Annotated in this window: 22 protein-coding genes, 1 pseudogene and 1 riboswitch; of the genes and pseudogenes, 9 read left to right on the top strand and 14 right to left on the bottom strand. The window is 53.0% G+C overall.

The window, feature by feature from the left end; all coding sequences use genetic code 11:
• Nucleotides 1–38 precede the first annotated feature (38 nt).
• The gene (locus tag AC0TNG_RS08140; RefSeq protein ID WP_473713392.1) at nucleotides 39–497 is read left to right on the top strand and encodes a DUF986 family protein; all 459 of its coding nucleotides are present in this window, start codon (nucleotides 39–41) and stop codon (nucleotides 495–497) included.
• 198 nt (nucleotides 498–695) lie between these two features.
• Nucleotides 696–885: riboswitch (yybP-ykoY riboswitch) on the top strand.
• 10 nt (nucleotides 886–895) lie between these two features.
• Nucleotides 896–1,462 carry a manganese efflux pump MntP gene (gene mntP, locus AC0TNG_RS08135; RefSeq protein ID WP_032642447.1) on the top strand — a complete coding sequence of 189 codons (567 nt, stop codon included), beginning with the start codon at nucleotides 896–898 and terminating at the stop codon, nucleotides 1,460–1,462.
• Here the strand turns inward: mntP and rlmA are convergent.
• The 7 genes and pseudogenes from rlmA to mgrB form a co-directional block, all read right to left on the bottom strand.
• On the bottom strand, nucleotides 1,459–2,274 hold the full coding sequence (rlmA, locus tag AC0TNG_RS08130; RefSeq protein WP_473713391.1) for a 23S rRNA (guanine(745)-N(1))-methyltransferase: 816 nt from the start codon (nucleotides 2,272–2,274) through the stop codon (nucleotides 1,459–1,461). The genes mntP and rlmA overlap by 4 nt on opposite strands.
• A 65-nt stretch (nucleotides 2,275–2,339) precedes the next feature.
• Entirely contained in the window at nucleotides 2,340–4,040 is a 1,701-nt protein-coding gene (gene ftsI, locus AC0TNG_RS08125; protein WP_090419808.1) for a peptidoglycan glycosyltransferase FtsI, read from the bottom strand.
• A gap of 237 nt (nucleotides 4,041–4,277) precedes the next feature.
• Complete coding sequence (gene cspE / locus AC0TNG_RS08120; protein WP_001062678.1) at nucleotides 4,278–4,487, bottom strand: transcription antiterminator/RNA stability regulator CspE; 210 nt, start codon at nucleotides 4,485–4,487, stop codon at nucleotides 4,278–4,280.
• A gap of 13 nt (nucleotides 4,488–4,500) precedes the next feature.
• A pseudogene (locus AC0TNG_RS08115) lies at nucleotides 4,501–4,645 on the bottom strand (DUF2627 domain-containing protein).
• A gap of 525 nt (nucleotides 4,646–5,170) precedes the next feature.
• A complete protein-coding gene (locus AC0TNG_RS08110; RefSeq protein ID WP_024909724.1) occupies nucleotides 5,171–6,160 on the bottom strand; it encodes an MBL fold metallo-hydrolase in 990 nt (329 codons plus the stop codon).
• A 23-nt stretch (nucleotides 6,161–6,183) separates the two neighbouring features.
• On the bottom strand, nucleotides 6,184–6,474 hold the full coding sequence (locus AC0TNG_RS08105) for a YebO family protein (RefSeq protein ID WP_024909723.1): 291 nt from the start codon (nucleotides 6,472–6,474) through the stop codon (nucleotides 6,184–6,186).
• Between the two features lie 74 nt (nucleotides 6,475–6,548).
• The gene (gene mgrB, locus AC0TNG_RS08100; RefSeq protein ID WP_006175995.1) at nucleotides 6,549–6,692 is read right to left on the bottom strand and encodes a PhoP/PhoQ regulatory lipoprotein MgrB; all 144 of its coding nucleotides are present in this window, start codon (nucleotides 6,690–6,692) and stop codon (nucleotides 6,549–6,551) included.
• A gap of 160 nt (nucleotides 6,693–6,852) precedes the next feature.
• Here mgrB and AC0TNG_RS08095 point away from each other — a divergent pair, with 160 nt between their 5' ends.
• Nucleotides 6,853–7,092, top strand: a complete 240-nt coding sequence (locus tag AC0TNG_RS08095; protein ID WP_024909722.1) for a YobH family protein — start codon at nucleotides 6,853–6,855, stop codon at nucleotides 7,090–7,092.
• A gap of 66 nt (nucleotides 7,093–7,158) precedes the next feature.
• Here AC0TNG_RS08095 and kdgR read toward each other — a convergent pair whose 3' ends face one another.
• Nucleotides 7,159–7,950 carry a DNA-binding transcriptional regulator KdgR gene (kdgR, locus tag AC0TNG_RS08090; protein WP_023312208.1) on the bottom strand — a complete coding sequence of 264 codons (792 nt, stop codon included), beginning with the start codon at nucleotides 7,948–7,950 and terminating at the stop codon, nucleotides 7,159–7,161.
• Between the two features lie 179 nt (nucleotides 7,951–8,129).
• Between kdgR and AC0TNG_RS08085 the strand changes: the two genes are divergently transcribed.
• The gene (locus AC0TNG_RS08085; RefSeq protein WP_024909721.1) at nucleotides 8,130–9,503 is read left to right on the top strand and encodes an MFS transporter; all 1,374 of its coding nucleotides are present in this window, start codon (nucleotides 8,130–8,132) and stop codon (nucleotides 9,501–9,503) included.
• Between the two features lie 49 nt (nucleotides 9,504–9,552).
• Here AC0TNG_RS08085 and htpX read toward each other — a convergent pair whose 3' ends face one another.
• From htpX to AC0TNG_RS08065, 4 genes are all read right to left on the bottom strand, one after another.
• The gene (gene htpX / locus AC0TNG_RS08080) at nucleotides 9,553–10,434 is read right to left on the bottom strand and encodes a protease HtpX (protein ID WP_014884290.1); all 882 of its coding nucleotides are present in this window, start codon (nucleotides 10,432–10,434) and stop codon (nucleotides 9,553–9,555) included.
• Nucleotides 10,435–10,627: 193 nt separating this feature from the next.
• Nucleotides 10,628–12,676, bottom strand: a complete 2,049-nt coding sequence (gene prc / locus AC0TNG_RS08075; RefSeq protein ID WP_024909720.1) for a carboxy terminal-processing peptidase — start codon at nucleotides 12,674–12,676, stop codon at nucleotides 10,628–10,630.
• 19 nt (nucleotides 12,677–12,695) lie between these two features.
• Nucleotides 12,696–13,373, bottom strand: coding sequence for an RNA chaperone ProQ (gene proQ, locus AC0TNG_RS08070; RefSeq protein WP_473713390.1), 678 nt, complete (start codon nucleotides 13,371–13,373; stop codon nucleotides 12,696–12,698).
• Nucleotides 13,374–13,469: 96 nt separating this feature from the next.
• Nucleotides 13,470–13,967, bottom strand: a complete 498-nt coding sequence (locus AC0TNG_RS08065) for a GAF domain-containing protein (protein ID WP_032647756.1) — start codon at nucleotides 13,965–13,967, stop codon at nucleotides 13,470–13,472.
• 132 nt (nucleotides 13,968–14,099) lie between these two features.
• On the opposite strand from AC0TNG_RS08065, the gene yebS reads away from it, so the two are divergent.
• The 4 genes from yebS (at nucleotide 14,100) to AC0TNG_RS08045 (ending at nucleotide 19,851) form a co-directional block, all read left to right on the top strand.
• Nucleotides 14,100–15,383 carry a membrane integrity lipid transport subunit YebS gene (gene yebS, locus AC0TNG_RS08060; protein WP_032647758.1) on the top strand — a complete coding sequence of 428 codons (1,284 nt, stop codon included), beginning with the start codon at nucleotides 14,100–14,102 and terminating at the stop codon, nucleotides 15,381–15,383.
• On the top strand, nucleotides 15,352–17,985 hold the full coding sequence (locus AC0TNG_RS08055) for a PqiB family protein (RefSeq protein WP_153257554.1): 2,634 nt from the start codon (nucleotides 15,352–15,354) through the stop codon (nucleotides 17,983–17,985). Before yebS ends, AC0TNG_RS08055 begins: the two co-directional genes overlap by 32 nt.
• A gap of 77 nt (nucleotides 17,986–18,062) precedes the next feature.
• Nucleotides 18,063–19,505 carry a 16S rRNA (cytosine(1407)-C(5))-methyltransferase RsmF gene (rsmF, locus tag AC0TNG_RS08050; protein ID WP_417927543.1) on the top strand — a complete coding sequence of 481 codons (1,443 nt, stop codon included), beginning with the start codon at nucleotides 18,063–18,065 and terminating at the stop codon, nucleotides 19,503–19,505.
• A gap of 106 nt (nucleotides 19,506–19,611) precedes the next feature.
• Nucleotides 19,612–19,851, top strand: a complete 240-nt coding sequence (locus tag AC0TNG_RS08045) for a YebV family protein (RefSeq protein WP_008500472.1) — start codon at nucleotides 19,612–19,614, stop codon at nucleotides 19,849–19,851.
• A 34-nt stretch (nucleotides 19,852–19,885) separates the two neighbouring features.
• Here AC0TNG_RS08045 and pphA read toward each other — a convergent pair whose 3' ends face one another.
• A complete protein-coding gene (gene pphA / locus AC0TNG_RS08040; RefSeq protein WP_417927544.1) occupies nucleotides 19,886–20,530 on the bottom strand; it encodes a protein-serine/threonine phosphatase in 645 nt (214 codons plus the stop codon).
• 176 nt (nucleotides 20,531–20,706) lie between these two features.
• Between pphA and AC0TNG_RS08035 the strand changes: the two genes are divergently transcribed.
• Entirely contained in the window at nucleotides 20,707–21,648 is a 942-nt protein-coding gene (locus tag AC0TNG_RS08035) for a VirK/YbjX family protein (RefSeq protein ID WP_417927545.1), read from the top strand.
• 531 nt (nucleotides 21,649–22,179) lie between these two features.
• Here AC0TNG_RS08035 and AC0TNG_RS08030 read toward each other — a convergent pair.
• The gene (locus tag AC0TNG_RS08030; RefSeq protein ID WP_473713389.1) at nucleotides 22,180–22,491 is read right to left on the bottom strand and encodes a hypothetical protein; all 312 of its coding nucleotides are present in this window, start codon (nucleotides 22,489–22,491) and stop codon (nucleotides 22,180–22,182) included.
• Nucleotides 22,492–22,795 lie beyond the last annotated feature (304 nt).

The raw sequence follows: 22,795 nt of genomic DNA, 5'->3' as shown, positions 1-22,795 counted from the left end.
CCGGGGGCTTGCCCCCGGTTTTTTTATCTGGAGGATGAATGACTGTCACGGACATCGTACTGGTTTTATTTGTTGTTGCCCTTCTGGCTTACGCGATCTATGACGAGTTCATTATGCCCCGCCGTCACGGCGAGACGCTGCTCTCCCTTCCCCTTCTGCGACGCGGGCGCGTGGACGCCTTTATCTTCGTGGGTCTCATCGCCATTCTTATTTACAATAACGTCACCAGCCATGGTGCAATATTAACCACATGGTTATTATGTGCGCTGGCATTAATGGCGATTTATCTGTTCTGGATCCGCACGCCGAAAATCCTTTTTAAATCCCGCGGATTTTTCTTCGCCAATGTGTGGATAGAATATAACCGTATTAAAGAGATGAATTTATCCGAAGACGGTGTGCTGGTGATGCAATTAGAACAACGCCGCCTGCTTATTCGGGTGAAGAATATTGACGACCTGGAAAAGATATACAAGTTACTTGTTAAAACTCAATGAGTTAGATATATAGCAATGGCTATATACTGCGTTTATCTTGCGCAAGAAATATAGCCAAAGCTATATCTCCTTCGTTAATTTTATCTCTATTTGTTAACGATATTTTCACGCTTAAAGACAAATGAAAATCGTTATCAACAAGCATTTTAAATAATGCCTCTTCATTGTTGTTTTATATTCTCAAAATATGTTAAGGTTGCGCCCGTCGTTGGGGAGTAGCCGATTTCCTGTTCGCAGGAAATGTACGTGTCAACATACTCGTTGAAAAACGTGGCACGTACGGATCGCTGACAGCACATCTTATGTGCAGCGCGATCAGGCGAGACCATAGATACATCAACTGCTGTTTACTGGGGGCAGTGATGTGTCATATGGATATCCCCGGTCTGGACGCTGTTATGAATATCTCCGCTACGATCCTTCTCGCTTTTGGCATGTCCATGGACGCATTCGCTGCTTCCATCGGAAAAGGCGCCACGCTTCACAAACCTAAGTTCTCAGAAGCCCTGCGTACCGGTCTGATTTTTGGCGCTATCGAAACGCTGACGCCGCTTATCGGCTGGGGTCTTGGCATGCTCGCCAGCCAGTTCGTGCTGGAGTGGAACCACTGGATTGCCTTCGTCCTGCTGGTATTTCTCGGTGGCCGAATGGTGATTGAAGGTTTTCGCGGCGGCGATGAAGAAGACGAGGAGCCTCAGCACCGCCACGGGTTCTGGCTGCTGGTCACTACGGCCATTGCCACCAGCCTTGATGCGATGGCCGTCGGTGTCGGTCTGGCATTCCTGCAGGTCAATATCATCGCCACCGCGCTGGCCATCGGCTGCGCAACATTGATTATGTCCACGCTGGGCATGATGGTCGGACGGTTTATCGGCCCGCTGCTGGGTAAACGCGCCGAGATCCTGGGGGGGATTGTGTTGATTGGCATTGGTGCCCAAATCCTCTGGGCACACTTCGCCGGTTAATCTTCGCGCTGCCAGAGGTGGATACTGAAGTCCGTCTGGCAGCCAAATGTTGAGTGTGCCGCTAACGCTTCCCATACTTCCGGTTTTGCCCGCCACGCGAACGGCGTCATCTGCAATAACGCGGTGGCCTCTTCCCCTTTCAGCGTCATTTCGTACGCCACCGATTCCGCTTGCTTCAGGGTAAAACCGGCCAGCTGTTCAGAATGAGGGGCATGCAGACGCACTTCGTCGTAGATCAGCCCTTTCAGCTCCATCAGATGACGCGGGCCCGGGGTCACGGTGACTACCCATCCGCCCGGTTTTACCACGCGAGCCAGCTCTTCCGCCTTGCACGGCGCGTAAATGCGAATAACCGCGTCCATGCTGGCATCGTCAAACGGCAGTCGGTGGCTGGATGCCACGCAGAACGTCACGTCCGCGTAACGCTTTGCCGCTGCGCGAATCGCCACTTTCGACACGTCCAGACCGAACGTCTGTGCGCCCTTCTCACGGGCGATCTCGGCAAACCGCGCGGTGTAGTACCCCTCCCCGCAGCCGATATCGAGCATGGCGGTGGCTGAATCCGGCAGAATGTCATTCAGCATCTGCGCGACGGCCTCCCGCAGCGGCAGATAGTGCCCGGCATCAAGAAACGCGCGGCGCGCCCGCATCATTTCAGCACTGTCGCCAGGATCGCGGGAACGCTTATGCTGTACCGGCAGAAGATTCACGTAGCCTTCTTTTGCCCTATCAAACTGATGCCCCTGCGGACAGGTATAACTTTTATCTGAGTGCGTCAGGGGGGCGTGGCAAAGGGGACAGCTGAAGGACATGGTGACTCCGGAGCATAATCAAAGGGCGAAGTGTACCGCTATTCGCCCTGGTTATAAACGCCCGGTTAACGCATGACGATAAGGTGATCGGACCCTGCCGGTAACCCGTCAGGTTTCACATTTTCCAGACGCAGCACGTTACCCATAATCTCACTGAAGACAGGGGCGGAGACGGCCCCGCCGTAGTAGGCACCATTTTGCGGATCGTTAATCACCACCACCAGGGCAAAACGCGGATTGCTGGCAGGTGCAACCCCTGCGGTGTAGGCGACGTATTTATCGACATACTTCCCGCTATCGTCAATTTTCTTCGCCGTACCGGTTTTCACCGCCACCCGGTAATCACGAACGGCGGCCTTAACCCCTCCGCCGCCGGGCAGCGCAACGCTCTCCATCATGTGCTCCACCTCGTGTGCAATCTCTTCCGGCATGACGCGTTGCCCGATAACGGGGGGATCGATACGCGTAATCGAGAGAGGTCGCTCAAGCCCGAAGCCGCCAATCGTGGCGTAGACGTGCGCCAGCTGGAGCGGCGTCACCATCAGCCCGTAGCCGAAGGCAAATGTCGCGCGGTCCAGCTGGCTCCAGTATTTACGCTGGGGCAACAGCCCCGCGCTCTCACCCGTTAAGCCAAGCCCCGTATTCGTGCCGAATCCAAAATTTCGATAGGTATCAATAAGATGCTGGACAGGCATTGCCAGGGACAGTCGGGACACGCCGGTGTCGCTCGATTTTTGCAGGATCCCGGTCATTGTCAGTTCAGGATAATAGCCCACATCGCGGATACGATGCCCGTCGAGGGTATACGGATGCGTGTCAATCACGCTGTCCGGCTGGACCAGCCCCTGCTGCAGGGCCGTCATCAGCACCAGCGGCTTGACCGTGGAACCCGGTTCGAACGTATCGCTGATCGCACGGTTGCGAAAATCGTTTATCGTCGCGCCTTCCCGGTTATTGGGGTTGAAATCCGGATAGCTCGCCATGGCGAGTATTTCCCCGGTGGGGATATTGATGAGCACCGAGGCCCCAGACTCGGCCTTGTTCCAGGCCACGGCATTATCGAGCGCATCCTCGGTGATGGTTTGCAGACGCTCATCGATACTTAACTGGATGTTATGCGCCGGCGCGGGCGCAACTTCCGTCAGGTTTTCAACCACGCGTCCATAGCGATCTTCCCTTACCTGGCGCACACCCGCCTTGCCGGTCAGCTGCGCGTTGAAGCTTTTTTCCACGCCCTCAATGCCCTGCCCGTCAATATTGGTGAAGCCAATCAGGTTCGCTGCCACATGGCCGGCAGGATAAAAACGGCGGGATTCATCGCGTAAATTGATGCCGGGCAGATTGAGTTTATCTATCCACTTTGCCTGTGCCGGATCGACCTGACGGGCAAGATAAATAAAACGGCCCTGCGGGTTGGCGTTGATTCGCGCCGAGAGTGCGCCCAGGGAGAGATGTAGCGCGTTTGCCAACGCCTGCCAGCGTTCGTCGACGCCAACGCCTCCTTTTGCCAGCACCGTTTTAGGATCGGCCCAAACGGCCCGTACAGGCACGCTCACCGCCAGGGGACGACCTTCGCGATCCATTATCATGCCGCGCGGCGCATCAATCGCCAGCTGGCGGAGGGAACGCATATCTTCCTGCTTCACCAGATTGTCAGGCTTGATGATTTGCAGCCAGGCTACGCGGCCAAGTAAAAAGGCCAGACTACAGAAAATAGCTAAACAGAGCAGCGCAAAACGCGCTGGCGTGAAATTGCCAGCGGTCATTATCAATTTCTTCTTCACCTGAACCCCAGGACTGTTAAACAACGCCCTGATTTAACGGGAAAAGATGCGCTTAGGGAGGCGAAACAGTGCTACTAACCTCGCAGCTTTGCAACAAGTTACTAACAAGACCGTGAATGGTAATATTTTGAAAGATTAAGGACATAAAAAAGCCCCGCGTTATGCGAGGCTTTATGTCTGAGAGTGAAGTGCTAAGCGCTTCAGTCAGCAGCGGTTCGATCAGATAGCAGTTACGTTAACTGCAGCTGGGCCTTTCTGGCCGTCCTGAATTTCGAACTCAACGTTCTGGCCTTCAGCCAGAGTTTTGAAGCCGTTACCCTGGATTGCAGAGAAGTGTACGAACACGTCTTTGCTGCCGTCAGCAGGAGTAATGAAACCAAAACCTTTAGACTCGTTGAACCACTTAACTTGACCTTTAATCTTTGCCATTTTGCAAAATTCCTTAGAGTGTTTTCTTAGCCCGCAGGCATTAACTGAGATAAAACTGAGACATTACTGCATGAGGCACTAATATAAGGTTCGGCAGAGAAGCGGTATTCAACGACAACGTGTTTACTCAGGACTTCTTTACTGAAAATGCCACACATAAACAGAACTGTACCTCGTTTGACCCAAAACGTGTTATCACACACTATGTTTAATATGGCAAGCCATTTTTAAACATGTCTCGATCCGCCGCACAAATTCGAACAGTGCCTGTCAGGTTTTGCACAATTATGCGCATCACGTACAGACAGCCCTGCTGCGTAACAAAGACCCAGCGTTGCTTTCACAACCGCTGTAATCTAAGACTTTTTTAACATAGCTCAATCATAACGAACCGTCCAGCAAACAGGAAAAGAAATCTTACGTCTTGATTGAGTTAGAACAATTTGTGAAAACTTATGCTTAAATCATTGTAACGCGACCAAATTGTTTCAGAGAAAAAACAGTGTTAATAACCCGCGCCCAGCTGTATTAAAATGCACCAGCGAATAAACAGCGTTATGCACCAAAATAATGAAATTTTTATGACTCTGCATCAAAAGAAGGCAAGCAAAACGTTTCGATAAAAATAAAACATTCCTGCGCGCCTTTACATCAACAATATATGCAACAATTTATCGCTTCGTTTATAAGGATAAATATTCACCAATCTTCAGTATCCTGAAAGAATGGTTAACTGGTGCTAAATTATCGAGTGCGTGAGTTAACTCCTGCACAGGTTCATCTAAGGATTCATCTGCCAGTTCAAACACGCCCCAGTGAATAGGGAACGCCAGAGGTGAGCCCAGCTGCTGCCACAATGCCACCGCAGATTGCGGATCCATATGATGGACAGCCATGAACCATCGTGGGGCATAGGCACCAATCGGTAACGCGGCGGCATCTATCTGGCCCAGGCGTTCAGGAATTAACAGCAGCTCAGGTGAATAACCGGTATCACCGCTAAACCAGAAACGGTGATGCCGTCCTTCCATCACCCAGCCGCACCATAAGGAACGATTGCGGTTCCATGGCGTGCGCATGCTCCAGTGCTGTGCCGGTACGGCGGTCAGCGTCATCCCCTGCGAGGTGAAACTCTGCCACCAGTCGAGTTCGACCACGCGTTTTGCTCCCCGGCGACGAAACCAGTCGGCGAGGCCCAACGGAACAAAAATACTGACGTCGGGAAAGCGTTTGAGGATTCGGCGAAGGGTTGCGTCATCAAGATGATCGTAATGATTATGGGAGATGACGACCGCATCAAGCTGATGAAGCTGGTCGACTGACAGCGCGGGAGGCGTTTTGCGCTGTGGTCCCAGGAAAGGGAGCGGAGAAGCACGTCGAGAAAACACCGGATCGGTAAGGATGATATTGCCGTCCAGCTGCAGCAACACGCTCGCGTGTCCGAGCCACCATACCCCATCTTCCTGAGATTGCGTAAGCTCAACCGGTTGCCACCACTGGCGGATAAAGTCTTCATAACCCAGCGCGGGCGGCTTCGGTAATCCGGCCTCTTTACGCGCTTTACGCCAGCGGTCAAGGTCGCCGGGTTGATGTCCAACAGGATCGGTATTACGAAAACCGTTCGGGGTGTGATGTTTCAGGGAGGGGTCATACCAGGGGTTTTTCCAGACCACAGCCACCTCCCAGGACAAAAAAATTAACGCTCAGCCACCAGGCGGATAAAGTCGTCTTCGTCTTTGTTATCTTCAGCGACTGCGTCTTTCGGCGCGTCTTTCTCTTCCGGTTCGTTAGCCTCACACAGACGGCGTAGCAGCGCATTCTGACGTTTTTGCTGATCGAGCAGCGCTTCCAGCAGTTCAATCTGCTCGTTAGTACGGGAACTGGCGCGATTCACAAAAAACCAAATGACCAGCCCGACAAGCAGAACAACCAAAGAAATCATCAGGGATGCTATATTCAGCAGCCCTGAATTCAGTAACTCACCCATTTCACCACCTCAATAAAAACGTCTATTTTACCACTGGCGCGAAGGAAGGAAATCACCTTGAGAAAAAATGCGTGTTACCACGGAATAAATTTATTGATTGCGCAAACGCCGCTAAAAAACTGTACATCCTGATCGCACATCACATTGATCGTCTGCGTCCATAACACCACGCACGCTATCAGCACGATAATCAGAATTACCCAGCGTATTTTTTTCACTCCACACTCCGTCTAATGACCTGATGTAACGAGGTTATCACGCTTATCTTAAACAAGGGCTAACTGTGCCGCCATCGCGCTTTTTTCAGAATCCTGCACTTGTTTCGTTTCGTAAACCGTTTACGCTAGCATTATGATAACAACGATAAAAGAGGTAATGATGCGCTTAATCATTCGAACAATTATTGCACTGGCCCTTGTCTGGATTGGCCTTCTTCTAACGGGTTATGGCGTGCTTGTGGGAAGCACCGAAAACGCTGCCGGGTTAGGCATTCAGTGTAAATACTTAACAGCACAAGGAATGAGCACTGCACAATATCTGCATACTGACAGCGGGATTGTTGGCTTAACCCACTGTCCAGTCCTGCGTAAGACTTCCGTCGTGATTGATAATGGCTAGTCAGCCGGGTAAATGACCGACAAAAAACGCCGCAACAGATGCGGCGTTTTTTTATGTGAACAGAGATTAGAACGGGTAGTCGTGATACCCCATCTGTTCAGAAATCTTACGTGCGGCAGTGTGGAGAATAGCCACATACTCATGCAGACGCTCTTCGGAGAAACGTAAGGTTGGGAAGGAGATACTTAAGCCCGCGATCACCACGCCAAAACGGTCAAATACCGGAACGCCGATGCAGCGCAGTCCCTCTTCCTGCTCCTCGTTATCTTCGCCATACCCCTGCTCGCGTACGCGATCGAGCACCGTTAGCAGCGCGTCCGTGCTGGTAATGGTTCGTGAGGTACTTTGCTTGTATTCCACGCCTTCGAGGATCTGCTTCACTTCCTCACGATCGCGCCACGCCAGCAGAACTTTACCAATGGCGGTACTGTAGAGCGGGTTGCGACGACCAATGCGCGAATACATGCGCAGATTGTACATGGAGTCGATTTTATGGATGTAAACAATGCTGTCTTCATCCAGCGCGCCGAGATGGATGGTCTCTTTAGTGAGGCGAGAGATTTCACGCATCTGAATATCGGCGCTGCGGATCAGGTCAACATTTTGTAGCGCGCGGGCACCCAGCTCAAACAGCTTCAGCGTCAGGGAGTATTTTTCAGATTCGCCTTCCTGGGCAACGTAACCCAGCGATTTCATGGTCTGCAAAAAGCGATATACGGTGCTTTTTGACATCATCACGCGCTGTGACAACTCTGTAATACCTATTTCACGCTCCTCTCCCAGAGCCTGTAAGATGCCAAACACCTTCAGCACGGAAGAAACAGAATCTGGCTGTTTATCCAAATCCGCAATAGCCATTTACCACCTCATAGCGAGTGTTTTATAAAAATCAGAACCGGTTTTTATTATAAGTTCCCGTCATGTCACCTGCAATCAATCCCCGTTTACTTCGTTACAAATCTGCGACATATCGCGGCTGTAACAATGCTAAAATAGTTACCCTGAGAATAATTTCACGCTGAGCTTTTTTAACCCTAATGGAAAAGACCCTTTCCGATGGCCTGCCTTTACCCCAGCGGTATGGCGCGATAGCGACCATCATTATCGGTATATCAATGGCGGTCCTTGACGGCGCAATCGCAAACGTTGCCCTGCCAACCATCGCCAGCGACCTGCACGCCTCTCCCGCCAGTTCGATATGGATTGTTAACGCCTATCAGATTGCGATCGTGGTTTCCCTGCTCTCGTTCTCTTTCCTGGGCGATATGTTCGGTTACCGTCGGGTGTATCAGTGCGGTCTGGTGGTTTTCACCTTTACGTCTTTGTTCTGTGCTCTTTCAGATTCACTGCATACCCTGACGCTTGCCCGCATTGCGCAGGGTTTTGGCGGCGCGGCGCTCATGAGCGTAAACACGGCGCTGATCCGCTTAATTTATCCGCAGCGTCATCTGGGGCGAGGAATGGGGATAAACTCGTTTATTGTCGCCGTCTCTTCTGCCGCCGGGCCAACGATTGCGGCGGCGATCCTTTCCGTTGCGTCATGGCAGTGGCTGTTCGCCATCAACGTGCCGCTGGGTATTGTCGCCATCTTCTTTGCCCTGCGCTTTCTTCCCGCTAACGGTCCCAAAAGCACCATGCCGCGCTTCGACGTGGCGAGTGCGGTGATGAATGCCCTGACCTTTGGCCTGTTGATTACGGCGCTGAGCGGCTTTGCGCAGGGACAGTCTCTGATGCTTACCGGCGCGGAGCTTATCGCCCTGCTGGCGATCGGCTTCTTCTTTGTTCGCCGCCAGCTCACTCTCCCTGTGCCTCTACTGCCTGTTGATCTGCTGCGTATTCCCCTCTTTTCCCTCTCCATTTGCACGTCTGTCTGCTCGTTCTGCGCCCAGATGCTGGCACTGGTCTCCCTACCCTTCTTTCTGCAAAGCGTGGTTGGACGTTCAGAGGTGGAGACCGGCCTGCTGCTCACCCCCTGGCCGCTGGCGACCATGGTGATGGCACCGCTGGCAGGTTATTTAATTGAACGCGTCCATGCCGGTTTATTGGGTGCTTTGGGACTGGCGGTGATGGCGACAGGCCTTTTCGCGCTGGCATTGCTACCGTCATCGCCAACCGATCTGGACATCATCTGGCGCATGATCCTGTGCGGCGCGGGGTTTGGTCTGTTCCAGTCCCCTAACAACCACACCATTATCACCTCCGCGCCGCGTCATCGCAGCGGAGGAGCCAGCGGTATGCTGGGGACCGCGCGTCTGCTGGGCCAAAGCAGCGGTGCGGCACTGGTCGCCCTGATGTTTAACCTTGCCGGACAAAACGGTAACCACATTGCGCTTCTCACCGCAGGTGCCCTTGCTTCACTCGCGGCGGTCGTCAGCGGCCTGCGGGTGACACAGCCCAGGGTTCAGGCATAAAAAAAGCCGGGCAGAGTGTACTCCTGCCCGGCTTATTAGGGTTCCTGCGTTACTTCAGGTATTCACCACTGCGCAGCGCTTCAATACGTTTATCCAGTGGCGGGTGAGACATAAACAGCTCGCTCAGCGATTTGGATTTACCGTTAATGCAGAAGGCCATCATGCTGTTCGCTTCCTGCGGCTCGTAGCTGGTTTTCAGACGCTGCAGCGCGGCAATCATCTTCTCACGACCAACCAGCTTCGCAGAGCCGGCATCCGCGTGGAATTCACGGTGACGAGAGAACCACATGGTGATGATGCTGGCGAGAATACCGAATACCAGTTCCAGAACCATCGACACGGCGAAGTAGATCAGCGGGTTGCCGTTGCTCTCTTCGCCTTCGTCGCGGTTCCCGCCCATGAAGCCTGCCGCAATCTGCGCCAGGATGCGGGAGATGAAGATCACGAAGGTGTTCACCACGCCCTGAATCAGGGTCATGGTCACCATGTCACCGTTTGCGATATGGCTGATTTCGTGGGCGATAACCGCTTCAGCTTCGTCACGGCTCATGTTCTGCAGCAGACCGGTGCTGACGGCAACCAGTGACGCATCGCGACGGGCGCCCGTGGCAAACGCGTTGATGTCCGGGGCATGGTAAATCGCCACCTGCGGCATGGCGATGCCGGCCTGACGGGATTGCTGAGCCACCGTATTCATCAGCCACTGTTCCATATCGTTACGCGGCTGTTCAATAACCTCACCACCCACCGATTTCAGTGCCATCCACTTCGACATCAGCAGGGAGATGAACGAGCCACCAAAACCAAACAGCAGCGCCATAATCAACAGACCCTGAACGCTGCTCGACTGAATTCCTGTCAGGCTTAGCACGAGCCCGAAAACCACCATGACCGCCAGGTTGGTGAGCAGGAAGAGCGCGATTCGCATCATAATTTTCTTTTTACCTCAGTTTAACAAAACGCACTATGCGATTACCCACATCGTATGGGTATTCCGGTTATTTTCAAGCATCCGGCGGGCGTAAGTCACCAGAAAGACACAACTTTACACAATTGGAAATCTGGCTGACGGAAGGATGAAGAACAAAAAGAAACAGGCACAATTTCTTGTGCCTGTTGGGAGATTATTTTGCCGGAGCGGGCTGTACGGCAGGTTTCTCTTTTTCCTGATTCGCCAGGTCGAGAGCGATATGCACCGTCTCATCCAGATACGGATCCGGCTCCTGGTAATCTTTTGGCAGATCGTCCAGTTTTTTGAGCAGAGGCTTGCCTTCACGCTTGAAGCGATCGTTGATACGCGCCAGGCGGGTTGCATCGTCTTCGTTGTTCTCTTTCTCACGCTGTGCGTAGTTCAGAGAAACGATATTCCGCTTATCTTTCAGGGCATTGAAGCGTGCGATGTCCTTCATGATGTACTGGAATTCCGGATCTTTCGCGATGCGGTCGTTATGCGCTTTCAGCAGTTCAGGGCCAAATTGCGTCATATCACCCGCTTTCACGTAGGTCGCGGCATTGATGCTGTCCCACGGTAACGCGTTATCTTCAAACTTCTCGCCGGTTTCCGTCTCTTCCGTGCCTGTCGGCATCATAATGTCCGGCGTTACGCCCTTACGCTGCGTACTGCCGCCATTCACGCGGTAGAATTTCTGAATGGTGTACTGAACCGAGCCCAGTGCAGGCCATTCCGGACGCAGCATTTGATCGTAGATACGATTAAGAGAACGATACTGCTGAACGGTACCTTTCCCGAAGGTTGGCTCACCGACGATCAGCGCGCGGCCATAATCCTGCATGGCAGCGGCAAAGATCTCAGACGCGGAAGCACTGAAGCGGTCAACCAGGACCACCAGCGGGCCTTTGTAGTAGACCACACCGTCGTTGTCGGCATCTTCACGCACTTTACCGTTGTTATCGCGCACCTGCACCACGGGACCCGATGGAATGAACAGACCAGAGAGTGAAACCGCTTCCGTCAGCGCTCCGCCGCCGTTACTGCGCAGGTCGATGATAATGCTGCTGACGTTCTGCTTTTCAAGCTTCTGCAGCTGAACTTTCACATCGTCAGTCAGCCCTACGTAGAAGCCAGGAATATCCAGGACACCCACCTTCTCTTTACCCACGGTTTTCACCGACATTTTCACCGCGCGGTCTTCCAGACGGATACGCTCGCGGGTCAAGGTAACGATACGGGTTTTGGTGCCTTTTCCGGCTGGCAGGACTTCCAGACGAACCTTGCTGCCTTTCGGACCTTTGATCAGCGCAACCACGTCATCAAGACGCCAGCCGATCACGTCGACCATGTTCTGTCCGGTTTGTCCTACACCCACAATACGATCGCCTACGCTAATCGCTTTGCTTTTGGATGCCGGGCCGCCTGCGACCATCGAATTGATCACCGTGTAATCATCGTCCATCTGCAGCACCGCGCCGATACCTTCAAGAGACAGGCTCATCTCGGTATTGAACTGTTCGGTGTTGCGTGGAGAAAGATAGTTGGTGTGCGGATCGATTTCGTGAGCAAAGGCCGTCATGGCCAGCGAGAAGACATCCTCACTGTTGGTCTGCGCCAGACGACGAATGGCGAATTTGTAACGACGCGTCAGCGTGTCACGGATCTCTTTTTCGTCTTTGCCGGTAAGCTTGAGGCTCAGTTCATCGTATTTAACTTTACCGTCCCACAGCGCATTCAATTCGGCTTCATCTTTCGGCCAGGGTGCTTTACTGCGATCCAGATTAAAGGTGTCGTTGCCGGTGAAGTCCATCGGACGTTCCAGCACTTTCAGCGCGTACTGATAGCGTTCGAAGCGGCGCTTTTGCGACAGGTTGTAGAGATCGTAGAACAGATCCAGCTTGCCTGAGCGCAACTCGTCACCCACCTCGGATTTGCGCTTAGCGAACTGCTCGACATCGCTGGCGAGCAAAACGTTATGGCTGTAATCCAGCAAGTTCAGATAGCGGTCAAAGATTTTGGCCGAAAAGGCCTGATCGAGATCGAACTGACGATAGTGCGAGCGGGTAAAACGTGAGGTCACGCGCTCGCTCACCGTCGCGTGCTGCGTCTCTTCCTTGAGAACCGGAATTTGATCAACACGCGTGATATCGTCCACTGCAAAAGCGTGACCTGTTATGGCAAACAGGCCCGCCAGCGCGGTGAGCTTAAAAAAAGTGTTCATGCCAGGCTTGGCCTCCGTTTCAGAACAACAAGTGTTCTGCGCGTACAATCATTGACATACCAGAAGTCAGCTGTACACGAACGCCATCTTTGGTGATTTCCAGTACGGTGGCGTCCATAGCATTGTTACCCGCTTTTACCTTCAGCGCCTGACCTACGCTCAGGGCGTTAATGTCAGAAACCGGCGTATGGCGCGGCTCTTCACGAGGGGCTTTTGCTGCTGGTTTGTCTGCACGCGGTTTGCGATCGTTATTATCGTGACGGCGCGGCGCAGGGCGTGGTTTACGCTCACGACGAGGCGCATCTTCCTGGCCGTTTGCCGCGGCGGCTTCGCGTTTTTTCGCCTGCTGTTCTGCACGTTGTGCCTGAACGCGTGCTTTGGCTTCTTCAAGCTGCTTGCGCGCGTGCTCAACGTGCTGCTCGTCCAGCTCACCACACGGGTTGCCGTCGAGATCCACACGGGTCGCGCCAGCTTTGATACCGTACAGGTAACGCCAGCTCGAAGTATAAAGACGTAAGGCGGAACGCAGCTGAGTTTTGCTGAGGTTCATTTCCCCTTCAACACGTGCCACCAGATCCTGAAAAATACCGACTTTCAGGGGACGCGCTTCACCTTCCGCGCTGAAGCACTGCGGGAAACGCTCGGCCAGAAATGCGATAACTTCTTTACTGCTATTCAACTTAGGTTGATTTTCCATGAAATTTCCTGATTACAACGGACGTTGCCAACAAGCGCAGGCATGAACAGGCGTCATTATAATGACGCTATCAGTAAATGCTACGTTATCCGTTGATTATCCTGCGACGCTCGCAAAGAATTTTTGATAATCGGTTGCCGCGAGTACGTTTTCCAGATTAGCCACCAGCTCGCGCAGCCCCTGTTCGTCCTCGGTTGTAAAGCGACTGAAGACCGTACTGTCGATATCCAGAACGCCAATAATCTGATTTTTGACCACCAGAGGCAGAACGATTTCAGAATTACTGGCGGCATCGCAGGCAATGTGCCCGTCAAATGCATGAACATCTTCCACACGCTGGACCTGATTCTCGGCCACCGCCGTGCCGCATACGCCGCGCCCTACCGGAATACGCACGCAGGCCAGTTTGCCCTGGAACGGACCGAGCACCAGCGTTTCACCTTCCAGAAGGTAAAAGCCGGCCCAGTTCACCTCAGAGAGACGTTCAAACAGCAATGCGCTAGTATTTGCCAGAGTGGCTAAGAAGCTGGTCTCACCCGCCATCAATGCCTTAAAATCGCGGTTCAGATCCGCGTAGAATTCTGTTTTGTTCATTATTCAATCACTTAGTTGTCTTACAAATTTACCGCATAGCCTATTAAAATAAGCATTAAATGCGCTCATGCTCAAGATGAATCCGTTCATGAGTTATTATAACTTTCAACAATACTTATTTGTGCGCAGCTGATGGCCTTAAAAACAACCAAAATTACGCCGACAAGAAAGATAACTGTCCATACGGTAAGCGAAGCTTTGCCACGTGCACATTATCAGCGTTGCCCCCAGTGCGATACGCTTTTTATGTTGCCGAAGATGAAATCGCACCAAAGTGCCTTCTGTCCCCGCTGCGACGCCAAAATTCGCGATGGCCGAGACTGGTCGTTAACCCGTCTCGCCGCCATGGCCGTCACCATGCTGCTGCTGATGCCCTTCGCCTGGAGCGAACCGCTGCTGAAACTCTACCTGCTTGGCGTGCGCATTGACGCCAACGTGCTGCAGGGTATCTGGCAGATGACCCGTCAGGGCGATCCCATCACCGCCGCCATGGTGCTGTTCTGCACCGTTGGCGCGCCGCTGGTGCTGGTTGCCGCCATTGCCTATCTTTGGTTTGGCAATATCCTCGGCATGAACCTTCGCCCGGTGCTGCTGATGCTGGATAAGCTCAAAGAGTGGGTGATGCTGGATATTTATCTGGTGGGCGTGGGCGTTGCGTCAATAAAGGTACAGGACTACGCCTTTTTGCAGCCCGGTATCGGGCTCTTTGCTTTCATCTGCCTGGTATTGCTAAGCATCCTGACGCTGATCCACCTGAACGTTGAGCAGCTCTGGGAACGGTTTTACCCTCAGCGCCCCGCTACACGCCCCGATGAAAATCTGCGCGTCTGTCTGGGATGCCACTATACCGGCTTACCCGACGCGCGTGGACGCTGCCCGCGGTGCCACATTCCGCTGAGACTGCGCCGCAACAATAGCCTGCAAAAATGCTGGGCCGCGCTGATCGCCTCCCTGGTGTTTCTGATCCCAGCCAATATGCTGCCGATTTCTATCATTTACGTGAATGGCGGGCGTCAGGAGGATACTATCCTCTCCGGGATTATCTCCCTTGCACACAGTAACGTCGGGGTGGCGGCGATCGTCTTTATTGCCAGTATCCTGGTTCCCTTTACCAAAGTGGTGGTGATGTTTACCCTGCTCATCAGCATTCACTTTAAATGTGAACAAGGCTTACGAACACGCATTCTGCTTCTGCGGTTCGTCACCTGGATTGGCCGCTGGTCAATGTTAGATCTGTTCGTGATTTCGCTGATGATGTCGCTCATCAATCGCGACCAGCTACTTGCTTTTACAATGGGACCCGCGGCTTTTTATTTCGGCTCTGCGGTGATATTGACTATTCTTGCTGTGGAATGGCTGGATAGCCGCTTACTTTGGGATGCACATGAGTCAGGAAACCCCCGCTTCGCCGACTGAAGCGAGAATTAAAACAAAACGCCGCATTTCGCCATTCTGGTTGCTGCCCGTCATCGCCCTGATGATTGCAGGCTGGCTAATCTGGACGAGCTATGAAGATCGCGGGAGTACGGTCACCATTGATTTCCAGACCGCGGACGGCATCGTCGCCGGGCGAACGCCCGTTCGCTTCCAGGGGGTTGAAGTAGGTACGGTTCAGGACATCTCCCTTGGAAAAGGGCTGAACAAGATTCAGGTGCGGGTCAGTATTAAATCTGATATGCAGGATGCCCTGCGCAGCGAAACGCAGTTCTGGCTGGTGACGCCTAAAGCCTCTCTGGCCGGCGTGTCCGGGCTGGATGCGCTCGTGGGCGGTAACTATATTGGCATGATGCCGGGTAAAGGCGAGCCGCAGGATCACTTTGTTGCTCTGGATACGCAGCCCAAGTACCGCCTCAATAACGGCGATTTGATGATCCATCTGCAGGCGCCGGATCTCGGTTCTCTGAACAGTGGCTCACTGGTCTATTTCCGCAAGATCCCGGTTGGCCGCGTGTACGACTACGCGATTAACCCGAATAAACAGGGCGTCACCATCGACGTGCTGATCGAGCGTCGCTTCACCAATCTGGTGAAAAAAGGCAGCCGCTTCTGGAACGTCTCCGGCGTGGATGCGGATCTCAGCCTGAGCGGTGCGAAAGTGAAGCTGGAGAGTCTGGCCGCGCTGGTGAATGGCGCTATTGCCTTTGACTCCCCGGAAAACTCAAGCCCTGCCACCGCTGATGACTCATTTGGATTGTATGCTGACCTGGCGCACAGCCAGCGCGGCGTGATCGTCAAACTCGCCCTGCCCGATGCTAAAGGGCTAAAAGCGGGCTCAACGCCGCTGATGTATCAGGGATTGCAGGTTGGTCAGCTCACCAAAATGACGCTCAACCCGGGCGGCTCAGTCACCGGCGAAATGACGGTCGACCCGAGCGTGGTCGATCTCCTGCGCGAGAAAACGCGCATCGAAATGCGCAGTCCAAAGCTCTCTCTGAACGATGCCAGCCTCAGCACGCTGTTGACCGGCAATACGTTTGAGCTCATCCCCGGTGAAGGTGAACCCAGCAATAGCTTCGTGATTGCCCCGGCGGATAAAGCCCTGCTGCAAAAACCGGGCGTGGTAACCGTCACGCTGAATGCGCCAGAAAGTTACGGTATCGAAGCCGGGCAGCCGCTAATTTTACACGGCGTGCAGGTCGGTCAGGTGCTGGAGCGTAAGCTCTCCGCGGATGGCGTGACGTTCTCGGTCGCCATCGATCCGCAATACAGCGACCTGGTGCACGGTGACAGCAAATTCGTGGTGAACAGTCGCGTCGATGTGAAGGTGGGTCTGGACGGCGTGGAGTTCCTCGGCGCCAGCGCCAGCGAATGGGTTAACGGCGGCATCCGTATTTTGCCTGGCGATAAAGGCCCCGTGCGCGACAGCTATCCGCTGTATGCCAACCTCGAGAAAGCGATTGAAAACAGTCTGAGCGATCTTCCTACCACCACGCTGACGCTAAGCGCCGAAACGCTGCCGGACGTACAGGCGGGATCCGTGGTGCTGTATCGCAAGTTTGAAGTCGGGGAAGTGATCACCGTTCGCCCGCGTGCGGACGCCTTTGATATCGAACTGCACATCAAGCCGGAGTACCGCAAGCTGCTGACGCCAAACAGCGTCTTCTGGGCCGAAGGCGGCGCGAAAGTTCAGCTTAACGGTAACGGGCTGACCGTGCAGGCCTCCCCGCTCTCACGCGCGCTGCGCGGGGCGATTAGCTTCGATAATCTCAGCGGCGCGGGTGCGAATCTGCGCAAAGGTGATAAGCGTATTCTCTTCCCGTCCGAAACCGCCGCACGTGCAGTAGGCGGGCAGATTACCCTGCACGCGTTTGATGCCGGTAAGCTGGCGGAAGGCATGCCAATTCGCTATCTGGGTATTGATATCGGGCAGATCCAGAAGCTGACGCTGATTACCTCACGTAACGAGGTGCAGGCCACCGCCGTGCTTTACCCGGAATATGTGCAGACCTTCGCCCGCACGGGCTCGCGCTTCTCGGTGGTCACGCCGCAGATCTCGGCCGCGGGCGTTGAGCATCTCGACACCATTTTGCAGCCGTACATCAACGTTGAGCCCGGCCAGGGCAATGCCCGTCGCGATTTCGAGCTGCAGGAAGCCACGATCACCGACTCACGCTACCTTGGCGGCCTGAGCATCGTGGTGGAAGTGCCGGAAGCAGGCTCGCTGAACATCGGCACGCCGGTACTGTTCCGCGGCATTGAGGTGGGTACGGTCACGGGCCTGACGCTCGGTACACTCTCCGATCGCGTGATGGTGGCGTTACGCATCAGCGAACGCTACCAGCACCTGGTTCGAAATAACTCGGTATTCTGGCTGGCATCAGGCTACTCGCTGGACTTCGGCCTGACGGGTGGCGTGGTGAAAACCGGCACCTTCAACCAGTTCATTCGCGGCGGTATCGCGTTTGCCACGCCGCCGGGAACGCCGCTGGCGCCGAAAGCGCAGCCGGGTAAACACTTCCTGCTGCTCGAAAGCGAACCGAAAGAGTGGCGCGAATGGGGAACCGCCCTGCCACGTTAAACAGCAAGGCTCCGGTGTCAACGCACCGGAGCCTTTATGTTACACTGCGCACCTGAACTTTTCCCTGTGGTGTGCCCGTGGCTCAAAACTCCGTATTTCTTCCTGAACAATTCCTGGCGCAGATGCGCGAGGCGCTTCCTTCTCACCTGTCGTTAGACGATTTTATCGCCGCCTGCCAGCGTCCGTTACGCCGAAGTATTCGCGTCAACACGTTGAAAATCAGCGTCGATGATTTTCTGGCACTGGTCTCGCCGTACGGCTGGCAGCTTACGCCGGTACCGTGGTGTGCTGAGGGGTTCTGGATCGAGCGCGATGACGAAGCCTCACTCCCGCTGGGCAGCACCGCTGAACATCTGAGCGGCCTGTTCTATATTCAGGAAGCCAGCTCGATGCTGCCTGTTGCCGCCCTGTTTACCGATGGCAATTCGCCTGAGCGCGTGATGGATGTTGCCGCGGCGCCCGGCTCAAAAACCACGCAAATTGCCGCCCGGATGGGTAACCAGGGGGCGATCCTTGCTAACGAGTTTTCCGCCAGCCGCGTGAAGGTGCTGCATGCCAACATCAGCCGCTGCGGTATTCATAATGTTGCACTGACGCACTTCGACGGACGCGTGTTTGGCGCCGCCCTACCGGAAGCCTTCGATGCCATTCTGCTGGACGCCCCCTGCTCCGGCGAAGGGGTGGTGCGCAAAGATCCAGATGCGTTAAAGAACTGGTCCGTGGAAAGCAACCTGGAGATCGCCGCCACGCAGCGAGAGCTGATCGAGAGCGCATTTCACGCTTTGCGCCCTGGCGGCACGCTGGTCTATTCAACGTGCACCCTTAACCGCGATGAAAACGAAGACGTCTGTCTGTGGTTGAAAGCGAACTATTCGGATGCAGTCGAGTTTCTGCCGCTTAACGATCTGTTTGCCTCGGCACAAGAGGCGGTCACCCCCGAGGGTTTCCTCCACGTGTTCCCGCAGATTTACGACTGCGAAGGGTTCTTTGTGGCGCGTCTTCGTAAAACGCAGGCGGTTGCTCCCCTGCCCGCACCTAAATTCAAGGTCGGCAACTTCCCGTTTGCCCCTCTTAAAGGTCGCGATGCAGCACAGCTTGAAGCCGCCGCCAAAAAGGTTGGGCTGGTCTGGGATGAGAGCCTGTGCCCCTGGATGCGTGATAAAGAGATATGGCTGTTCCCGGCACAGATCGAGCCGCTCATCGGAAAGGTCCGTTTTTCGCGAATCGGGATCCGCCTGGCGGAAGTGCATAACAAAGGGTATCGCTGGCAGCATGAGGCCGTTATCGCGCTTGCCGGACGCGAGAATACCTTTGCCCTGACGCATCAGGAAGCCGAAGAGTGGTATCGTGGTCGCGATGTCTATCCGGACAGCGCGCCATCAGGCGATGAAGTGATAGTGACGTATCAGGGATACCCGCTGGGGCTGGCAAAAAAGGTCGGCTCAAGGCTGAAAAACAGCTATCCGCGCGAGTTGGTTCGGGATGGTCGGCTGTTTACCGGTAACGATCGCACGGGCTGAAAAAAAGCGCATTTTTTTACTGGCGATTTTGCTCTCCTTGTCTACGATCAAAAATGGGTGACTGCACTGGTCATACCAGATTTTGACAACAGAACCGGAGAGCACTATGACGAAAACCAGCGTGCGTATTGGCGCTTTTGAGATCGACGACGCAGAGCTGCGCGGCGAAGCACAAGGCGATCGAACGTTAAGTATTCCCTGCAAATCCGACCCGGATTTGTGCATGCAGCTCGATGCATGGGATGCAGATACCAGCGTCCCGGCAATACTTGATGGCGAACACTCTGTCCTTTACCGTGAGCATTACGATAGTAAAACCGATGCCTGGGTCATGCGTCTTGCCTGACCTAAAGAGAACCCGCCCGAAGGCGGGTTATTTATTACTGCAGCTGCGCCAGCGTAAAGTAACCGTCAAATACGGCGCCCGTATCAATGTAGTGGAGATTATTAAAATCATACCTTCTGTCGAGGGGCGTATGTCCGAACCAGAAATGATCCGCGCCGCTGATGCCCTGCCCTTTGCCCACCATAAATCCCATCAACCTGTCGCGGTTCCATAAGACGCGCTGAGCGCTGACCGGTTTTTGCCATTGGTATTCCGCAGCCGGATAATCCGCATGGGCTATCACATTCAGACCGTTCGCACAGGTTATCTCGATGATATGCGGTAAATCGCGACAGGCCTCAAGCAACGACAGCGCAAGCTGTTGCTGGTCGCGTTCAAGATGCGCAAACCACATTCCGCCATTTATCGTCCAGAGCGAAAAATCGTTATTATCCAGACTGTCGAGCGCCATTTGCTCGTGGTTGCCCCGCACGGCACGAAACCATTTTTCATGTATTAACTGCAGGCATTTCACGCTATCAGGGCCACGATCGATGATATCCCCGACAGAAATAAGCAAATCCTCATACGGGTTAAAATGACGGCGTTTAAGCTCATCCATAAGCCACTGATAACAGCCGTGTATATCGCTGACAACCCAGACGTGACGCCACATCCCACCTTCAATTCGCTGATACATAAGCCCTCCCATAGGAAGTATAGTTACAGTTGACTTATGTGTAGGGACGCTGCACAGGAGCGCTTTTCATGAAGCTAAACAAACAGTAAACTAAGGATAAATAAATGTTTCACCAGTATTAATACTCTTTTGCATGCCCCCTAAAATATGCATTGCATAAACTTTGAGGTTTTCCCGTGTCAAATACGCGCCTGCAAAACGATGCGCCACAATCGCATCGTACCCATATCATTTCCGAACTGGTGAAAGGCAAACTCGTTCCAGGCCCTATCTGGCAAAAACGCGAGTACCGTCTTAAATTTCTGTTACGTTCATTGCTGTTCTGGTCTTCTACGCATCGCATGCTCGATGCACTGGCTCGCCGCGACGATTTTGATCAGTTACTGGCTTCGCAGATCACCCTGCCGAGCAAAACACATCGCCAGTATCTGATGCGTGGCATGAACGCCAATGCGCGTGCTGATGCTATCGTCAGCCATTATCAGTGGATTGACTCCCTGAAAGACGTCGGCCTGGTCAAGGCCTTAACCGGACCACAAGAGCAATCCATTGTTGAGTTTCATGCCAAAGATGGCGTGAGCTATAACGTCAACGCCATGAATGCCAGTAAAGCAGAGCGTGAGGGCGAATGTACGCTGTGGCTGCGTGATAACGAAAATACCCTGCTTGCCAGTGTGACATTTTGCGTTGCTCGCGAAAACGGAGAATATGTTCTGGTGATTGGCGGTCTTCAGGGCCCGCGACGCAGCGTATCCCGTGATGTGATCAAACAGGCAACCCGAGCCTGCAATGGTCTTTTCCCGAAACGCGTGTTGATGGAAGTGCTTTTCCAATTGGCCACACTTTCCGGCATCAAAGCCATTTATGCGGTCAGCGATGAAGGTCATATCTTCCGTGCACTGCGTTATCGTCTGAGTAAAGGTCGCCATTTCCACGCCAGTTACGATGAGTTTTGGGCCTCTATCGACGGTCAAAAACGTTCAACCTTCAGTTGGCAGTTGCCATTGCAGATGGAGCGCAAATCCCTTGAGGAGATAGCCAGTAAAAAGCGTGCCGAATACCGCCGTCGCTTTGAACTGCTTGATGAAATTGAGGCATCCGTTAAATCCCGCTTTTAAACACGGTTCTGGCTTTTACTGATTGCACACGAAAATTTAACAAAACAGGCAAAAAGGGCTGGACTTCCGCATGCTGTGTTGCGTTATGTTTTAAGCAGTCGAACAGGACGAGCGCGCTGTATGAGAAAGAACTATTGGGATTACTCGTTTACTTTCATACAGATAAAAAGAGACCGAATGCGATTCCTGTTTATACCTGCAATTTATATTTCTGCGGTATATCAAACACATACGCATCAACCAGATTAAAAAGCATACATCTGGTGATGCGTTTTCAGGCACTAAAAATCATATAGTTACTTAAAATTCCGGACAAATTCGGACCGATTCATATCAAATTTACCAGCCGCCCCCGTTCCTGCATACTACGGGTTGCGGCTTCCTGATTGTAAATTTTCAACCTTATGATTTAACTCGTTGAGTGCCTGAAGGCATAGTGAGATAACACCTGGATATTTCATAGCGTAGCTGTGTTTACTGTCATCTCGTTTTCTTGTTAGCGATATTACAATAAAAACCGCCCGTAGGGGGCTATGCTAATGAAACGGGTAATTTATCCTCTGATACGCCCTTGTCTCGTAGTGACTGTCGATACATTGCGATTCTCTCCAGCTCAACTTGAGATGGATAACTATCAGAGAGATATATTGCGAACTCGTATACAGGCGGCGGGTTGAAAGTTATCACTGAATACCCAGCATCTTCCAGCAACTCAACAACAATCCCATATGATGGCCTGATACCCGTAAACCAGTAACAGCCATGTCTCTCCATACCCTGAACCGCCTTCGCTGCATGCTCTCTAAAAATAACCAAATAAACAGATTCAGTAAATGCTTCCATTACACAAACTCCAGTCATCACTTTACTCTAAAAGAACTACAACAAATGTGTATGTAGGAATGCTAATCTCATAGATCTATTTTATGCTGTTCCTGAAGAAGTCTTATAGATTAAAGACTATGAGTTTAGAGAAACTGCTTCCAGACCAGCTTATTGAAAAGCGCTTTTACACCTTCCATTATCAAAGCTACAAAAATCATATAGCCACCTAATACGGTCAGTATGTTGGACTATGCACCACTGAACACCACCCCAATGTCACCTATCAACAGAAGCCCAATGCCGACCCAAAAAATATGAAAGC

The organism is Enterobacter sp. PL_is514, from assembly GCF_055816715.1.
Note: the sequence above shows the minus strand (reverse complement) of the source record. Positions and strands in the feature narration are given on the sequence as shown.

What these genes read in the sequence shown, in the direction of transcription:
- AC0TNG_RS08030 (WP_473713389.1), bottom strand. Translation starts at nt 22,491, where the DNA reads ATGGAAGCATTTACTGAATCTGTTTATTTGGTTATTTTTAGAGAGCAT.
- yebS (WP_032647758.1), top strand. Translation starts at nt 14,100, where the DNA reads ATGGCCTTAAAAACAACCAAAATTACGCCGACAAGAAAGATAACTGTC.
- prc (WP_024909720.1), bottom strand. Translation starts at nt 12,676, where the DNA reads ATGAACACTTTTTTTAAGCTCACCGCGCTGGCGGGCCTGTTTGCCATA.
- AC0TNG_RS08055 (WP_153257554.1), top strand. Translation starts at nt 15,352, where the DNA reads ATGAGTCAGGAAACCCCCGCTTCGCCGACTGAAGCGAGAATTAAAACA.
- htpX (WP_014884290.1), bottom strand. Translation starts at nt 10,434, where the DNA reads ATGATGCGAATCGCGCTCTTCCTGCTCACCAACCTGGCGGTCATGGTG.
- AC0TNG_RS08065 (WP_032647756.1), bottom strand. Translation starts at nt 13,967, where the DNA reads ATGAACAAAACAGAATTCTACGCGGATCTGAACCGCGATTTTAAGGCA.
- AC0TNG_RS08045 (WP_008500472.1), top strand. Translation starts at nt 19,612, where the DNA reads ATGACGAAAACCAGCGTGCGTATTGGCGCTTTTGAGATCGACGACGCA.
- pphA (WP_417927544.1), bottom strand. Translation starts at nt 20,530, where the DNA reads ATGTATCAGCGAATTGAAGGTGGGATGTGGCGTCACGTCTGGGTTGTC.
- AC0TNG_RS08140 (WP_473713392.1), top strand. Translation starts at nt 39, where the DNA reads ATGACTGTCACGGACATCGTACTGGTTTTATTTGTTGTTGCCCTTCTG.
- AC0TNG_RS08095 (WP_024909722.1), top strand. Translation starts at nt 6,853, where the DNA reads ATGCGCTTAATCATTCGAACAATTATTGCACTGGCCCTTGTCTGGATT.
- AC0TNG_RS08085 (WP_024909721.1), top strand. Translation starts at nt 8,130, where the DNA reads ATGGAAAAGACCCTTTCCGATGGCCTGCCTTTACCCCAGCGGTATGGC.
- kdgR (WP_023312208.1), bottom strand. Translation starts at nt 7,950, where the DNA reads ATGGCTATTGCGGATTTGGATAAACAGCCAGATTCTGTTTCTTCCGTG.
- mntP (WP_032642447.1), top strand. Translation starts at nt 896, where the DNA reads ATGAATATCTCCGCTACGATCCTTCTCGCTTTTGGCATGTCCATGGAC.
- cspE (WP_001062678.1), bottom strand. Translation starts at nt 4,487, where the DNA reads ATGGCAAAGATTAAAGGTCAAGTTAAGTGGTTCAACGAGTCTAAAGGT.
- ftsI (WP_090419808.1), bottom strand. Translation starts at nt 4,040, where the DNA reads ATGACCGCTGGCAATTTCACGCCAGCGCGTTTTGCGCTGCTCTGTTTA.
- proQ (WP_473713390.1), bottom strand. Translation starts at nt 13,373, where the DNA reads ATGGAAAATCAACCTAAGTTGAATAGCAGTAAAGAAGTTATCGCATTT.
- rlmA (WP_473713391.1), bottom strand. Translation starts at nt 2,274, where the DNA reads ATGTCCTTCAGCTGTCCCCTTTGCCACGCCCCCCTGACGCACTCAGAT.
- AC0TNG_RS08105 (WP_024909723.1), bottom strand. Translation starts at nt 6,474, where the DNA reads ATGGGTGAGTTACTGAATTCAGGGCTGCTGAATATAGCATCCCTGATG.